General features: G+C 72.9%; 13 protein-coding genes and 2 pseudogenes. 8 read left to right on the forward strand and 7 right to left on the reverse strand.

Annotation, left to right across the window (positions count from 1 at the left end; all coding sequences use genetic code 11):
• Positions 1–38 precede the first annotated feature (38 nt).
• A pseudogene (locus tag ACH5AC_RS35095) lies at positions 39–785 on the forward strand (hypothetical protein); the annotation flags it as partial.
• Between the two features lie 1,495 nt (positions 786–2,280).
• Here the strand turns inward: ACH5AC_RS35095 and cobT are convergent.
• Positions 2,281–3,357, reverse strand: coding sequence for a nicotinate-nucleotide--dimethylbenzimidazole phosphoribosyltransferase (gene cobT / locus ACH5AC_RS35100; protein WP_398866365.1), 1,077 nt, complete (start codon positions 3,355–3,357; stop codon positions 2,281–2,283).
• A 131-nt stretch (positions 3,358–3,488) separates the two neighbouring features.
• Here cobT and ACH5AC_RS35105 point away from each other — a divergent pair, with 131 nt between their 5' ends.
• Positions 3,489–4,400, forward strand: coding sequence for a class I SAM-dependent methyltransferase (locus ACH5AC_RS35105; RefSeq protein ID WP_398866366.1), 912 nt, complete (start codon positions 3,489–3,491; stop codon positions 4,398–4,400).
• A 55-nt stretch (positions 4,401–4,455) separates the two neighbouring features.
• Here the strand turns inward: ACH5AC_RS35105 and ACH5AC_RS35110 are convergent, their stop codons facing one another.
• Positions 4,456–5,664 (reverse strand): bifunctional adenosylcobinamide kinase/adenosylcobinamide-phosphate guanylyltransferase, encoded by a 1,209-nt coding sequence (locus ACH5AC_RS35110; protein ID WP_398866367.1) that lies wholly within the window; start codon positions 5,662–5,664, stop codon positions 4,456–4,458.
• 164 nt (positions 5,665–5,828) lie between these two features.
• Between ACH5AC_RS35110 and ACH5AC_RS35115 the strand changes: the two genes are divergently transcribed.
• Positions 5,829–6,047 carry a hypothetical protein gene (locus tag ACH5AC_RS35115; RefSeq protein WP_398866368.1) on the forward strand — a complete coding sequence of 73 codons (219 nt, stop codon included), beginning with the start codon at positions 5,829–5,831 and terminating at the stop codon, positions 6,045–6,047.
• Between the two features lie 51 nt (positions 6,048–6,098).
• On the opposite strand, the gene ACH5AC_RS35120 is transcribed toward ACH5AC_RS35115, so the two are convergent.
• The 3 genes from ACH5AC_RS35120 to ACH5AC_RS35130 all read right to left on the reverse strand — a co-directional run bounded on the left by ACH5AC_RS35120 (position 6,099) and on the right by ACH5AC_RS35130 (position 8,651).
• Entirely contained in the window at positions 6,099–7,178 is a 1,080-nt protein-coding gene (locus ACH5AC_RS35120) for a S1C family serine protease (protein WP_398866369.1), read from the reverse strand.
• Between the two features lie 58 nt (positions 7,179–7,236).
• The gene (locus ACH5AC_RS35125; RefSeq protein WP_398866370.1) at positions 7,237–7,938 is read right to left on the reverse strand and encodes a class I SAM-dependent methyltransferase; all 702 of its coding nucleotides are present in this window, start codon (positions 7,936–7,938) and stop codon (positions 7,237–7,239) included.
• Between the two features lie 83 nt (positions 7,939–8,021).
• Entirely contained in the window at positions 8,022–8,651 is a 630-nt protein-coding gene (locus ACH5AC_RS35130) for a DUF3043 domain-containing protein (protein ID WP_398866371.1), read from the reverse strand.
• Positions 8,652–8,892: 241 nt separating this feature from the next.
• Between ACH5AC_RS35130 and ACH5AC_RS35135 the strand changes: the two genes are divergently transcribed.
• The 4 genes from ACH5AC_RS35135 to ACH5AC_RS35150 all read left to right on the forward strand — a co-directional run bounded on the left by ACH5AC_RS35135 (position 8,893) and on the right by ACH5AC_RS35150 (position 11,965).
• Positions 8,893–9,675, forward strand: coding sequence for a PspA/IM30 family protein (locus tag ACH5AC_RS35135; protein WP_398866372.1), 783 nt, complete (start codon positions 8,893–8,895; stop codon positions 9,673–9,675).
• A gap of 22 nt (positions 9,676–9,697) precedes the next feature.
• Entirely contained in the window at positions 9,698–9,976 is a 279-nt protein-coding gene (locus ACH5AC_RS35140) for a hypothetical protein (protein WP_398866373.1), read from the forward strand.
• A gap of 82 nt (positions 9,977–10,058) precedes the next feature.
• A complete protein-coding gene (locus ACH5AC_RS35145; protein WP_398866374.1) occupies positions 10,059–11,291 on the forward strand; it encodes a sensor histidine kinase in 1,233 nt (410 codons plus the stop codon).
• Positions 11,288–11,965: a response regulator gene (locus tag ACH5AC_RS35150; RefSeq protein WP_398866375.1), complete on the forward strand. Its 678-nt coding sequence runs from the start codon at positions 11,288–11,290 to the stop codon at positions 11,963–11,965. The genes ACH5AC_RS35145 and ACH5AC_RS35150 overlap by 4 nt, the downstream gene beginning before the upstream one ends.
• A 286-nt stretch (positions 11,966–12,251) precedes the next feature.
• On the opposite strand, the pseudogene ACH5AC_RS35155 reads toward ACH5AC_RS35150, so the two are convergent.
• Both ACH5AC_RS35155 and ACH5AC_RS35160 read right to left on the reverse strand, forming a co-directional pair.
• Positions 12,252–12,557: pseudogene (locus tag ACH5AC_RS35155) on the reverse strand (Uma2 family endonuclease); the annotation flags it as partial.
• Positions 12,558–12,662: 105 nt separating this feature from the next.
• Positions 12,663–12,827: a hypothetical protein gene (locus ACH5AC_RS35160; protein WP_398866376.1), complete on the reverse strand. Its 165-nt coding sequence runs from the start codon at positions 12,825–12,827 to the stop codon at positions 12,663–12,665.
• Positions 12,828–13,214: 387 nt separating this feature from the next.
• On the opposite strand from ACH5AC_RS35160, the gene ACH5AC_RS35165 reads away from it, so the two are divergent.
• Positions 13,215–15,446: a PQQ-binding-like beta-propeller repeat protein gene (locus ACH5AC_RS35165; protein ID WP_398866377.1), complete on the forward strand. Its 2,232-nt coding sequence runs from the start codon at positions 13,215–13,217 to the stop codon at positions 15,444–15,446.
• Positions 15,447–15,455: the final 9 nt, after the last annotated feature.

Consider the following 15,455-nt stretch of genomic DNA (forward strand, 5'->3'; position numbering starts at 1 on the left):
GGATGCGGCCAGAGGGGAGGTCAGGGCAAAGTGCCCATATGGGACATTGGTTCTATCGGAACATCGTCGAACCGGGCAAACTCCCGCTGCTCCTCGCCCTCACCGCCTTCGTCCTGACCTTCCTGATCACCCGCGTCATCACCCGGCTCATCCGCGCGGGCAAGGGCCCGTTCGGCAACGTCGAGGCGGCGGGCGGTCTGCACATCCACCACGTCGTGCCGGGCGTCATCCTCACCGTCATCGGCGGCTTCGGTGCGGTCGCCGGTGGTGGGCGGGGGTTCGGCCCGGCGCTGAGCGCGGTCGTCTTCGGCATCGGGGCCGGGTTGGTGCTCGACGAGTTCGCGCTGATCCTTCACCTCAACGACGTCTACTGGAGCGAGGCCGGCCGGCAGAGCGTCGAGGTCGTCGTGATCACGGCCGCCCTGGTCGGCCTGGTGCTCGTCGGGTTCGCCCCCTTCGGCGTCAACGACCTCTCCCAGGAGGAGATGCAGGACCGCGGCACGGCCATCGCGACGGTCTCGGTCAACTTCCTCTTCGCGCTCATCGCCCTCAGCAAGGGCAAGACCCGCACCGCCGTCTTCGGCGCCATCATCCCCGCCTTCGCCCTGATCGGCGCGATCCGCCTCGCCCGCCCCGACTCCCCCTGGTCCCGCCGCTTCTACACCCACCGCCCCCGCGCCCGAGCCCGCGCCACCCTCCGCGCCTACCACCACGACCGCCGCTGGTCCCGCCCCCGCCGCGCCCTGGAAGACTGGCTGGGCGGCAAACCGAACAGCCCCCCTCAACACCCACCCGACACTTCCCCGGGAGCCGACCCGAACACCCGACCGAGGGCTGGCTCCAACACTCTGACGGCGGCCGACACGAACGCCCCGCCGGGGGCCGCCCCGGACGCTGTGCCGGGGGCCGCCCCGGATGCCTTGTCGGATGCCGCCCCGGATGCTTCGCCGGGGCGCGACGCGGACGTCCCGCCGGGAACGGGGCCGAATGCCTTGCCGGGTGCCGCCGAGGATGTCCCGCCGGGTGCCGACGAAGACTCCCGGCCGGAGTCCGGTACCGACGCGCGGCCGAGACCGCCGGCCGGGGGCCGGTCCTGATGCCCGGACGAGGGCGCTCCAGCCGATTCCCGCCGCCGGCTGCGTGCGGCCGCTGCCCCCAGAGGGTGGGGCGGTAGCCGGGCGCCGTTGCGGATGTCCCTGCTGGGGGCGGCTGAGTTTTCTGCCGGGGGGCTGGCCTGGAGGCTTTGCCGAGGGCGGACTGGATGCCACCCCAGATATCCCGCTGGGTGCCGACGAAGATTCCTGCCGGGTCGGTGCGGACGCGCGGCCGAGGCCGCCATCTGGGGGCTGGCCCTGATCCCCGGCCGCGAGGGTCGATTGCTGCCGACGGCGGCAGCGTGGGGCCGCCGCTGCCCCAGGGGGTGGGGGCCGTCGCCGGGTGACGTTGTGGATGTCCCTGCTGGGGGTGGAGGAGATTCCTGCCGGGGACTGGCCTGGACGCTTTACGGGGCGGGCCGGATGCCTTGTTGGATACCGCCTCAGATGTCCCGCAAGGTGCCGACGGAGATTCCCTGCGGGCGTTTGCCGCCCCAGAGGGGGGCCGTAGCCGGGTGCCGTTGTGGATGTCCCTGTTCCGCTGGGTGCCGACACAGATTCCCGGCCGGAGGCCGGTACGGACGCGCGGCCGAGGGTGCTCCGGCCGGTGCCCGCCGACGGCGGCTGAGTAGGGCGGCCGCTGCCCCAGAGGGTGAGGGTGGCCGTCGCTGTGGCGTGCACGGGGTGGTCGCTCCCGTCGGCCGTCGGCCGGGGGACCGATCTGATGCCCGGTCGGAGCGCTTGTGTCGACTTCCGTCGGGGGCGGATGTTGTAGGGGCCGCTGCTGCCCCAGAGGGTGAGGGGGCCGTCGTCGTCGGCGTACACGCGGTGGCGCTCCTCGACGACTGCCGCCGCCGACGACGGGCCAATGTCTACTGGCTGCGCGTCGGCGGCCGGCAGGTCGATGAGCGGGGCGTCGCAGCGAGGGGGCGCCCATGCGTGCGTGCGGGGCACCGCTGCGGGCCGCTGGAGCGCCCTGGGCGTCGCGGGGCGCCCGCGCGCGTGCAGGGCACTCCCCGTGTCCGTCCCACCCGTCGCCATCCACGGGCGCCACGCGCGCGTACAGCGGGCCGGTCAGTGTTGCGGCGTGGGCGATGGTGCCTGCGGCACGGGATGGCGTTGCGTGCTGCGACGGCGCTCAGTTTCACGACGGGGCGGCCCCGGCCCCGCGGCCTGAGGCCGGTCCCTACTCCTTGGGCTCCTCGTCCGGTTCGCCGTCGGAGACCTCCGGGACCTCCGCGGCCAGCGCGGCCGCCGCCTGGACCAGCGGCAGCGCCAGCAGCGCACCCGCGCCCTCGCCGACCTGCACCCCCTGGTCGAGCAGCGGCTCCAGCGCCATCCGGTCCAGCGCCTTCGCCTGCCCCGGCTCCCCGGACCTGTGTCCGGCCAGCCACCAGTCCGGCGCCCGGAAGGCGATCCGCTGCCCGACCAGCGCACAGGCGGCCGTCACGACCCCGTCCAGCACGACCGGAACCTTCCGCACCGCGCACTGCAACAGAAAACCCGTCATCGCCGTGAGGTCGGCCCCGCCCACGGTCGCCAGCAACTGCAACTGGTCCCCGAGCACCGGCCGCGCCCGCCGCAACGCGTCCCGGATCGCCGCGCACTTCCGCATCCACGCCAGGTCGTCGATCGCGAGCCCACCCCGCCCGGTCACCACCGACGCGTCGGTCCCGCACAACGCCGCCACCAGCACCCCGGCCGCCGTGGTCCCGCCGACACTCACATCGCCGAGCACGACGAGGTCCGTACCGGAGTCGGCCTCCTCGTCCGCCACCGCCATCCCCGCCCGGAAGGCCGCCTCGGCCTCCTCCAGGGTGAGCGCGTCCTCGACGTCGATCCGCCCGCTGCCGCGCCGCACCCGGTGCCGTACGACATCCTCCGGGAACGCGTCCGGCTCGCAGTCCAGCGCCATGTCCACCACCCGCACGGACACCCCGAGCCGCCGCGCGAGCACGGCCACCGGACGGCCGCCCGCCAGGACGTCCCGCACCAGCTCCGCCGCGCTGCCCGCGGGCCGTGCCGACACATCGAGCCCGGCGACGCCGTGGTCACCGGCGAACAGCACCACACGCGGCCGCTCGATGGGCCGTACCGGCACCCGGCCCTGCGCCGCGGCCAGCCACTCACCCAGGTCGTCCAGACGCCCCAGCGATCCGGGCGGCACGATCTGACGTTCCCGGCGCGCCTCCGCGTCGCGGCGCACCCCGCCGTCGGGGCGCTCGATCAGATCGGTGAAGTCGTCGAGATTAAGCGAGCTCATTCGCCGAACAGTACCGGCACCGATCGAACGGTTCCGCGCCGCAATCGTGCCCACACCCCCGCAGCGTCTTTGCGCCGGAGATCACGATCCCATACGTTCCGTTTTGTCACGGAATGACGACGGAGTCGCCCATGCCCCCACGCCGCCCCCCACGGCCCATCCACGAGCCGCGCCGCGACGACTGCCCCTGGTGCGGCTCGAAGCGCCTGCGCACCCGACTGCGCACCCCCGACCTCCGCCACCACCGCCCCGGCACCTTCACGCTGGACGAGTGCCGCGACTGCGCCCACGCCTTCCAGAACCCCCGCCTGACGCCCGAGGGACTGGCCCTCTACCCGGCGGAGCCCACCGCCGTCGGCCGAAGACGCCTGCGGGCCATCGCCCGGACGATGCTGCCGTTCCCGGAGCCGGAGAGCTGGCTGGACGTCGGCACCGGGGACGCGCGCTTCCCGGAGGCGGCGCAGGAGGTGTTCACCTACACGGCGTTCGACGGCCTGGACACCACCGCGCGGGTGGAACGGGCCAGAGCGGCCGGCCGGATCGAGGAGGCCCACATCGGCCGCCTCACCGCCCCTGAGATCACCTCCCGCCTACGCGCCCGCTACGACGTCGTCAGCATGCTCCACCACCTCCAGCACACCAGCGACCCCCGAGCGGAACTCCGCGCCGCCCTCTCCGCCCTCCGCCCGGGCGGCCACCTGCTCCTCGAACTCCCCAACCCGTCCAGCGCCTCCGCGACGGCCCTCGGCAAGTGGTGGCCGGCCCACGACCAGCCCCGCCACCTCCACCTCATCCCACCCGCCAACCTCCGCGCGGAACTCGAGTCCCAGGGCTGCGACATCATCTCGACGGACCACACCACGCCCCACATCCCCCACGACCTCGCCACAGCAGTACGCCTCCGCCTGACCCACGCCCGCCTACGCGCCGCCGCCCGCCCCCTCGCCGCCCTGACAGCAGCCCTGGACCTGACCCTGTCCCCGGCCCTCCGCCACACCCGCTTCTCGAACACGTACCGGGTGATCGCCCGGAAGAAGAGCTGACCCAGCTGCGGGCAGTCGTGCCCCCCCTCCGGGGGAGGCACCCCGCACCGCACCCCTACCCCCGCAACACCACCGCCTGCCCCGCCACCACCAGCACGACCTCCTCGCACTCACCCGCCACCGCCGCGTTCAACCGCCCCAGCTCATCCCGGTACCGCCGCCCGGACGCCGTAGCCGGCACGATCCCCGACCCCACCTCGTTGGACACCAGCACCACGGTCCGCCGAGCCCCCCGCACCGCCGCCGCCAACCCGGCCACCCGCTTGCGCAACTCCCGCTCACCCCCGTCCGCCCACACCGCGTCGTCCCACGCCCCGACGGAGTCCATCGCATCCGTCAGCCACAGCGACAGACAGTCGATCAGCACCGGCGCCCCGTCCTCCCCGAGCAACGGCACCAGATCGCATGTCTCCGCCGTCCGCCAGGACCCCGGCCGCCGCTCCCGGTGCGCCGCCACCCGCGCCGCCCACTCGGTGTCCCCGCCCCGCGTACCCCCGGTCGCCACGTACAGCACATCCGGGAAGGACTCCAGCCGCCGCTCGGCCTCCACCGACTTCCCCGACCGCGCCCCGCCCAGCACCAGCGTCCGCCGCGGCACATCGGGTACGTCCTCGTACACGCCCACCACCAGCGTCTCCCCGTCCGCCACCGCCCGCGCCCCGGCCGCCGCCAGCCGCCGCCGCAACTCCGCCCCCGGCGGCACGTCATGGTCCAGATGGACGGCCACGACATCCGTCGTAGGACCGACCGCGCCCACCGCCCGCAGCTTCGCCAGCGCGTCCGGCCGCCCCACCACGTCCGCGAGGACCAGGTCGTACCGCTCGGCCGGCGCCGCCCCCTCCTCCAGCCCGGCCGGAGCACTCCCCGGCGGCAGATACAGCAGCCGCTGCCCGTCCGGCCCGCTCACCGCGTACCCCGTACCGCCCGCGTCCATCGCCAGCGCCCGCACCCGATGCCCCGTCAGCAGGGCCAACTCCCGCCCGTCCGGCACCCGCCCCGGCTGCGGCAGCCCGGCCGGCACCTCGACGACCGGCCCCTCATGCGGATGCGACAACAACACCTGCCGCACCCCACCCAGCGAATGCCCGGCCCGAGCCGCCGCGAACGCCGCCCCGGGAGTCAGGTCCAGCAGCAGCGCCCCGTCCACGAGCAGGGCGGTGGCAGCCCGGGCATCCACCCCGAGCGAGGTGGCACACACGGCGCAGGGGCAGTCGGGGCGGGGCAGCCCCGCAGGAGCACCGGTACCAAGCAAAGTCACTTCCACGCCCCGATTTTCACCCGGAGAGACATGTGCCGCGCATTTGGCAGCCCCGAAGGGGCGTAACCAAGAGGGGCGCGGGGAACTGCGCGACCAGCCCACCAACCACCCGCACCCGAAAGATCACCCGAGATAAAGTGCCCGCACGTGTTCACACCAGGGAGGCGTACATGGCGGCATGGACGTGGCGGTTCGAGAAGGCCGACGGGACGGAGGTCCAGCCCGCAGTGGAGCCGGAGGAGTTCACCACGCAGGGCGACGCCGAGTCATGGATCGGTGAGAACTGGAAGGCCCTGCTGGCCGGCGGCGCGGACCAGGTGCGGCTGTTCGAGGACGCGACCGAGATCTACGGCCCGATGAGCCTGCACGCCGAGAACGAGGGATCCTGACCCCAGGTCAGGACGGCGGGGGCCCACCGGACCCGGAGGCCCCCGCCCCGCTCACTGCGCCCCCAGCGTCACCTCGACCGTCCGCTCGTCCCCGTTCCGCGTGAACGTCACCGTCGTACGCTCCCCGGGCCGGTCCGCGGCCAGTGCCTCCGCCAGCGAGGTGATCGTCGTGATGTCGGTGTCCCCGAGCCTGGTGATGATGTCCCCGGGCTCGATCCCCGCGTCGTCCGCGGCGCCCCCGTCCGCCACGTCCACCACCGCGACCCCGGCGGCCCGGTAGTTCTCGTCGACGACCGTGCGTGCCGTGATGTTGAGCGCCGCCCGCCCCGAGTCGGTGACCTTGCCGTCCTTGATGATCTGGTCGGCGACCGTCCGCACCATCGACGCGGGGATCGCGAATCCGATGCCCGGCGCCGCGCTGTCCCCGAACCCGGGGTCGGTCGCCGCCAGCGTCGGGATGCCGATGACCTTCCCGGACAGGTCGACCAGCGCGCCCCCGCTGTTGCCCGGGTTGATGGCCGCGGACGTCTGCACCATGTTCGGGATGGTCGCACCCGTACCCCCGCCGCTACGGCCCGCGCTGACGGTCCGTCCGGTCGCCGAGACGATGCCCTGTGTCACGCTCGACGACAGCCCGAGCGGCGAGCCCATGGCCAGCACGATCTGCCCGACCTCCACCTTGGAGGAGTCCCCGAAGGAGGCCGCCTTCAGCCCGCTCGGCGCCCGGTCCAGCCTGATGACGGCGAGATCCTGCTGCGGGTAGGAGAAGACGAGCGTCGCGGCCAGCGGGTCCTCGCTGTTGGCGGTGGTCACGCGGAAGGTCTTCTCGTCGCCGACGACATGCGCGTTGGTGACGATGTGCCCCTTGTCGTCGTACACCACGCCGGACCCCAGGTCCTGGGCCGCCTGGATCTGCACGACCGACGGCAGGACGTCCCTGATCACCTTCCGGTAGTCGTCCTCCAGGTCGCTCGCGGCCCTGGCGACGGGGGCGGCGGCCTGCGCGGCGGTGTCCCGCGTCCCGGCCGACCCGGAGCATCCGGACAGCACGGCGGCACAGCACATGACCACGACGACGAGCGCGGCGGCGGGCACGGCCGGCCGCGCAGCGCGGCCACGGGAAGGGTCCATGCCCCCGAGTCTCAGGTCGGGCCGTGGACCCGGCCCGCGCTGTTCCCCCGATCGGGGGTCAGCCCCGCACCCCGCACAGGTGCAGCAGCGCCGCCACCCCGCGGTACGGATCCGTCCGCCCGGCGCGCTCCTCGACCGCCAGCAGCGTCTCCACGTCCGTCGGGACCTCCGCGCCGTCCGCCGCCGTGTCGGTGAACACCCGCACCCCGTACCAGGCGTGCAGCGGCGCCCCGATCCCGGCGAGCGTGCCGGTCAACGCGGCCAGCCGGTCGGCGCGGACGTCAAGGCCCAGCCGGTTGCGGTAGGCGACCGTGTCGAAGGATCCCAGCGCCCCGGCCCAGTCACCGGACAGGCCCGGCCGCATGGCCAGCGCGTCGCCGTTGCGCACCAGCAGCGACAGCAGACCGCCCGGGGCGAGCACCCGGGCCAGCCCCGCCAACAGGGCGTCCGGCTCCTCGACGTACATCAGCACGCCGTGGCAGAGCACCACGTCGAAGCTGCCGGGCAGGAAGTGCACACCGGTGTCCCGGCCGTCCCCCTCGATGATCCGCATCCGCGCCCGGATGCCCTCCGGCTCCCGGGCGAGCGCCTCGCGGGCCGCGGCGACCATTGTCGCGTCCTGCTCCAGGCCGGTCACCTGGTGGCCGAGCCGGGCCAGCCGCAGCGCCTGCGTGCCCTGGCCCATCCCGACGTCGAGCACCCGCAGCCGCTGCCCGACCGGGAACCGCCCGGCTATCTGCTCGTCGAGCTGCCGGGCCACCAGCTCCTGTCGTACGACATCCCGCAGCCCGCCCAGCCTGCTCAGCCAGGACGCGGCCGCGCGCCCGGAGAAGGAACTCGTGCTCAGGGCCGCTCTCCGCGCTTGACCTGCGGCTTGGGCAGCCGGAGCCGGCGCATCTGGAGGGAGCGCATGAGCGCGTACGCGACCGCGCCCCGCTTGTTCTCGTCGGGGAAGCGCTCCTTGAGCCGCCTCTTCAGACGGAAGCCGCTGAGGAACGAGTCCAGCACGATGAGCGCGATCACCGCGGCCCACAGCAGCAGCGCGAGCGCCTGCAGCTGGCCCACCCGGATCATGCTCAGCACGAGGATGAGCACGGCCATCGGCAGGAAGAACTCGGCCACGTTGAACCGCGAGTCGATGAAGTCGCGCGCGAACTTGCGGACCGGGCCCTTGTCCCGCGCGGGCAGATACCGCTCGTCGCCGGTCGCCAGCGCCTGGCGCTGCTTCTCCAGCGCCGCGCGGCGCTCGTCGCGCTGACGCTTGGCGGCCTCCTTGCGCGTCATCGGCGTATTGGCCACGCTGCGACGCTGGGACTGGGCCACACTGCGCTTGGGCGTGGGCCTGCCCTTCGGGGCCTGCGGGTCACGGGGCTGCTTGGAGTCGGTCACCAGCGCCTTGTCGGCGGCCTGGGCCTTCTCTTCCTTGGCACGGCTACGGAACACAAAACCCAAGGGTAAGCGCTCCCCGGGCATGGACCCCAGCCCGGCGGGGAACGATCCGGCAACACCGGACGTCGTAGAGGGACAGAGGGGACGTTGCGGGTATCACCTACTCCTCACGCCGGAGGGGGACGGTCCGCAGTCGTCCTCGGGGATGAGCGCATCGGTCCCCGAACAGTGCGTCAATGGAGATAGGGCCCGTACTGTGGGTTCTGTCGCAGAGCTGGAGCTGGAGTCCGTCAGAAGGGGGCGCGCGAAGCCCATGAGCGGTGTCATGAAGCGTATGGGGATGATCTTCCGCGCGAAGGCGAACAAGGCCCTTGACCGGGCCGAGGACCCGCGCGAGACCCTCGATTACTCGTATCAGAAGCAGCTCGAGCTGCTCCAGAAGGTGCGCCGCGGCGTCGCCGACGTGGCGACCAGCCGCAAGCGCCTGGAGCTCCAGCTCAACCAGCTGCAGTCGCAGTCGTCCAAGCTGGAGGACCAGGGCCGCAAGGCGCTCGCCCTGGGCCGTGAGGACCTGGCCAGGGAGGCGCTGTCCCGCAGGGCCGCCCTCCAGCAGCAGGTGACCGACCTGGAGACACAGCACGCCACCCTCCAGGGCGAGGAGGAGAAGCTCACCCTGGCGGCCCAGCGCCTGCAGGCCAAGGTGGACGCGTTCCGTACGAAGAAGGAGACCATCAAGGCCACGTACACCGCCGCCCAGGCCCAGACCCGCATCGGCGAGGCGTTCTCCGGCATCTCCGAGGAGATGGGCGACGTCGGGCTGGCCATCCAGCGGGCCGAGGACAAGACGGCCCAGCTGCAGGCCCGGGCCGGCGCGATCGACGAACTGCTCGCCTCCGGCGCCCTCGACGACCAGTCCGGCATGCACAAGGACGACATCCAGGCCGAGCTGGACCGGCTCTCCGGTGGTACGGATGTAGAGCTGGAGCTGCAGCGCATGAAGGCGGAGCTGGCGGGAGGCACCTCGGACCGGCAGGCCATCGAGGGCGGAACCGGCCAGCAGCAGTCCCAGCAGCAGCCGCAGGACACCCCGCGCTTCGACAAGCAGTAGGGCCCACGCCGAGGAGGGCGATGTGATCGTACGGATCATGGGAGAGGGCCAGGTGAAGCTGGCCGACTCCCACTTCGCCGAGCTGAACAAGCTGGACGACGAACTCCTGGAAGAGATGGAGAGCGGCGACGAGGAGGGCTTCCGCCGCACCCTCGGCAACCTCCTCGACGCCGTTCGCAGCCTGGGCAGCCCCCTGCCGGACGACGCCCTCGAACCCTCGGAACTGATCCTTCCCGCCCCGGACGCCACCCTGGAGGAGGTCCGGGACATGCTCAGCGACGACGGTCTGATCCCAGGCTGAGGCCCGCCCGGCTCAGCGCCGGCTCACCTGGGATGAAAGGCCGGGTCGGGCGACGGTGACCGAAAGCGACGGTAACTCCACAGTGACCCCCCTCACCGAAGCCCGGCGCCGCCTGCACGCCCACCCCCTCGCCCTGGACGCGACCCTCGCCGCGGCCGTACTCGTCTGCATGGTCGTCGGCTCCTTCGTCGACCCGCGCGGCGAGAACGGCGTCACCTGGGGCGTCCGCACCCCGGACAGCCTCAGCCTGGTCCTCATGACCCTGGGCGCGGTCGCCCTCGTCTTCCGCCGCGGCGCCCCCATGACGGTCCTCGCCCTCACCGGCACCGTCTCCCTCGTCGAGTCCCTCACCGGCGACCCGCGCGCCCCGGTCGCGATGTCCGCCGTAGTCGCCCTCTACACCGTCGCGTCCACCACTGACCGCACCACCACCTGGCGGGTCGGCCTGCTCACCGTGACCGTCCTGACCGGCGCGGCGATGCTCGCCGGACCACTGCCCTGGTACGCCCAGGAAAACCTCGGCATCCTCGCCTGGACCGGCATCGGCGCCACCGCCGGGGACGCCGTACGCAGCCGCAGAGCCGTCGTCCAGGCGATCCGTGAGCGCGCCGAACGCGCCGAGCGCACCCGTGAGGAGGAGGCCCGTCGCCGCGTCGCCGAGGAGCGGCTGCGCATCGCCCGAGACCTGCACGACGTGGTCGCCCACCACATCGCCCTGGTCAATGTGCAGGCCGGGGTCGCGGCACACGTCATGGACAGGCGCCCCGACCAGGCCAAGGAGGCCCTCGCCCACGTACGGGAGGCCAGCCGCTCCGCCCTGAACGAGCTGCGCGCCACCGTGGGCCTGCTCCGCCAGTCAGGCGACCCGGAGGCCCCCACCGAGCCGGCCCCGGGCCTGGACCGCCTCGACGAGCTCGCCGGCACCTTCCGCAGCGCCGGACTCCAGGTGGAGGTCGCCCGCGCCGACCACGGCACGCCCCTCCCGGCGGCCGTCGACCTCGCCGCCTACCGGGTCATCCAGGAGGCCCTCACCAACGTGCAGAAACACGCGGGCCCGGACGCGAAGGCGGAGGTCAGCGTGGTCCGGGTGGGCCCCCATATCGAGGTGACGGTCCTCGACGACGGCAGCCCCGACGAGGACCGGGCGCCCGCGCCGGGCGGCGGCCACGGCCTGCTCGGCATGCGCGAACGCGTCTCCGCCCTCCGCGGCACCCTCACCACCGGGCCCCGCTACGGCGGCGGCTTCCGCGTCCATGCGATCCTGCCCCTCAGGACCCGTACCGCCACGACGGGAGATCCGGGGGAGACCGTATGACCATCCGCGTCCTGCTCGCCGACGACCAGGCCCTGCTGCGCAGCGCCTTCCGCGTGCTGGTCGACTCCGAGCCCGACATGGAGGTCGTGGGGGAGGCGTCCGACGGCGCGGAGGCGGTCCGCCTGGCGAAGGAGGAGCGTGCGGACGTCGTCCTGATGGACATCCGCATGCCCGGCACCGACGGCCTCGCCGCCACCCGCCTGATCAGCGCCGATCCGTCCCTCGCCGAGGTCCGTGTGGTCATCCTGACCACCTTCGAGGTCGACGACTACGTCGTGCAGTCCCTGCGCGCGGGCGCCTCCGGCTTCCTGGGCAAGGGCTCCGAACCGGAGGAACTCCTCAACGCCATCCGGGTCGCCGCCGGCGGCGACGCCCTGCTCTCCCCGGCCGCCACCAAGGGCCTCATCGCCCGCTTCCTCGCCCAGGGCGACGGCCCCGACACCGATCCGTCCCGCTCCGCCCGCCTCGACGCCCTCACCGTCCGCGAACGCGAGGTCCTCGTCCAGGTCGCCGGCGGCCACTCCAACGACGAGATCGCCGAACGCCTCGCGGTCAGCCCCCTGACAGTCAAAACCCACGTCAACCGGGCCATGGCCAAACTGGGCGCCCGCGACCGAGCCCAACTGGTGGTCATCGCCTACGAGTCGGGCCTGGTACGCCCCAGAACGGACTGACCCGCGTACCCACGGCTGACGGCGACCCGCACCGAATCCTGAAGCGCCTCGGCCAGCCGCACGACCGCGAACCGCAACTCCCGCCCGCCGACCCCCTGATCGGCAAGCAACAGCTTCACCCCGGCCAGGGGCATTGCGGCAGCGGCATTCACAGCGGGTTGCGTTGCTTCCGTCGTCTGCGGCGGTGGGCTCTTCGTAGTCGGTGCGGCAACGATATATGCGGTTGGGGTGCTGCGACCAAAGAGCTCAGAATGTGGTCGTGAAGTAAGCATCGGTGCGATGCGCTTCAGAGGAAATCCGCGGTCTCCAGATCGAACGCGAACGGCTCGGGCAGAGTGAGCGGCTTGCCCAGAGGGCGGGTGCACAGCTCGCGGTAGTCCCCGTTCTCCGGGTCTCCGAACAGCGTGATCGAGGAGGCGTCCCGGTCGATGAGCAGGTACAGCGGGATGCCTCCGCGGGCGTAGCAGCGGCGTCTGGCCTCTCGGTCGGACTTGGGCTTGGTGGAGGTCACCTCCAGCACCAGGGCGACGCCGTCGCAGGGCATCCAGGAGTCGGCGCCCCGGTAGAGCCGCAGTTTTCTGGGGGCGAATGTGGGGAGATCACCTGGCCACGGGATCGGGAACCGTTGCCTCGATCGTGGCACACGATCCTGATCGCCGTCCGGCCCGTCGCACCCGCGCCCCACGGTTGCCGGCGCCTACCCCCCGCCGTACAGGCGCCCGAGATCAACGAGGACCACTTCGCCGCGCTCGGCCGCTGCGTGCAGGGCGGGGGTGAAGCCGGCGCCGCTGTAGCAGGCGGGGCGGGTGTGGCTCGTGTCGATGCCTCGTGCCGTGAGGAGTCCGAGGTGACCTTGTTCCACTTCGCCTCGCCGATCGACAGCAGGATGCCGCGGTCCTGGCCGACGGCGCCGCGTACGACGACGTCGACCTCGTGGGAGGTGCGCGCGGCCGGATCGGGGACGCTTCCCGAGGTGACCTCGATGGGCAGACCGCCGAAGGTGTCGGGTTCCGCGTGCCAGGAGGCCCACTCACGGCACAGGTGCTCGAAGTGGGGACCGACGACCTTGCTCAGGAACGTGTCCCGGGACATGGCCCAGGCGGCCGCCCTATTGCGGCGCTGCGAGAGCACAAGGGCGAACCTGAACCGGCCGGAGTCCGACCCGGTGGCTCCACCCGTTCCCCTTCCCCCGCGCGGCTTTCATATCCTGTGCTCCGAACTGCTCAGCGGGGGGAAGGGGATCCGGGCGGTGCCTGTGCACAAGGACGACCCGAGGTCACTCGGCGGATACCGGATCGTCGACCGGCTGGGCGCCGGCGGGATGGGCGTCGTCTACCGGGCCAGATCCAGATCCGGGCGTGAGGTCGCCGTCAAACTGGTGCACGCCCAGTACGCCGAGGACCCCGTCTTCCGCGCCCGCTTCCAGCAGGAGATCGCCGCCGTCCGCAAGGTCAGCGGCGCCTTCACCGCCCCGGTGGTGGACGCCGACCCGGAGGCGGTACGGCCCTGGATGGCCACCCAGTACGTGCCCGCGCCCTCCCTCGCCGAACGCATACGGACCCACGGCCCGCTGCGCGGCGCGGAACTGCGGCGCCTGGCGCTCGGGCTGGTGGAGGCGCTGCGCGACATCCACCGCGCCGGCGTCGTCCACCGCGACCTGAAGCCCGCCAACGTCCTCATGGCCGAGGACGGACCCCGCGTCATCGACTTCGGGATCTCCCGGGCCGCCGAGAACCAGACCCTCACCGAGACCGGGCACATGATCGGCACCCCGCCCTTCATGTCCCCGGAGCAGTTCACGGACGCCCGCTCGGTGGGCCCCGCCTCGGACGTCTTCTCCCTCGGGGCGCTGCTGGTCTACGCGGTGACCGGACACGGCCCCTTCGACGCGGACAGCCCCTATCTGACGGCGTACCGGGTGATGACCGAGGAACCGGCGCTGGACGCGGTGGGCGAACCGCTGCGCGGGGTGCTGGCCCGCTGCCTGGCCAAGACGGCCGACGAACGGCCCTCGCTGGACGACCTCGCGGGGGAGTTCGGCGCCGTCCTGCCCGAGCCGGCCCCCGGCGACATGCCCACGGTCACCCTGCGCCTGCCGTCCCCGGACGCGGTCCGCACCCCGACCGCCGCCGACCACACCCCCGTACCGCCCGCGCGCCGCGGCCGCTCCCGCCTCCTCGCCCTGACCGGCGCGGTCGGGGTCCTGGCCGTCGCGCTCACCGCGTATCTCCTGATCGGCCTGCCGGAGAACGACGACCGGGGCACGGCCACGGCCGACTCCGCGGGCCCCTCGGCCGCCTCGCGGTGGCGGGACCTGCCCGACGGCTGGCAGCCGTGGCAGACCACGGTGCTCAAGACCGCCCGGCAGGGTGCCGAGCAGCCCCTGGGCGGTACGGGGGCCGTCGACGGCCAGCCGTTCTGCCACGTCAGCGAGGGGGCCGCCTACTGCGGCGGCGTCGGCGTACTCCCGGTGCGCATCGACGCGCGGACGGGCGAGACCGTCTGGCGGGCCGACATCGCGCCCAAGGGCATCGCGCCGGACAGATACGACTCCTCCCCGCTCGGCGTGCACGACGGCACGGTCCTCGTGCAGGAGACCATCTCGAACACCGACGGGGACTACGAGAAGGTCTCCGTGATCGGCCTGGACGCCGGCAGCGGTGCCCGGCTCTGGTCCTGGCAGGCGAACACCGACTTCACCGACATGGTGCTGTCCGGCGGGCTGGTCCTGACCACCGCCGTCGACGGCAGGTCGGTGACCGCCCGGTCGGCGCGCGACGGAGCCGAGCGCTGGACGACGGCCCTGCCCGCGAACCACTACTGCTCGTACTACGACCTCGACGGCCGTCCGTACATGGAGTGCGTGACCATGGCCGAGGGCTCCGACGCCGCCCAGGTGTACGCCCTCGATCCCGCCGACGGCACGTCGAAGCGGCTGCCCATCACCAGGGACGACGGCGAACTCGTCGGTCTCGTCGAGGACGGCAGCCTGCTCTACGCCCAGTGGTGGGAGAACCAGGAGAGCGGCAGCGGCATGGAGTACACGGCTCTCCAGTGGATCGACCCGGACAGCGGCGAGCGGAAGACGATCAGGCTGACCGACCGGTACGTGGCCGGAGAGGTGCAGTTCGCGGGCGGCATGGTCTACTTCACCTCCACCGAGGGGCAGGTCACCGCGGTGTCGCCGGAGACGGGCGAGAAGGTGTGGCAGACCCGGACCACCCTGGAGGAGCCCGGCACCCCGAAGGTCGACCCCGAGGCCCGCGCCCTCTACCTGGCCACCGCGGGCGGCCGGGTGGCGGCCCTGGACACCCGGACGGGTGAAGTGCTGTGGGAGTCCTCCCCCCGGGCCGGCGCGCTCGGCAACGGCGGCTCGCCCTCGGTGCTCCTGGACGAGGGTGCCCTGGTGGTGGCGACCCCCGACGGCACGGTCTTCTCCGTCGACCCGTCCGACCCGGAACGCACACCGGCGTCGGCGTGAGGAACACGC

This window comes from Streptomyces sp. NPDC018693 (assembly GCF_044391385.1).
Classification (GTDB): domain Bacteria; phylum Actinomycetota; class Actinomycetes; order Streptomycetales; family Streptomycetaceae; genus Streptomyces.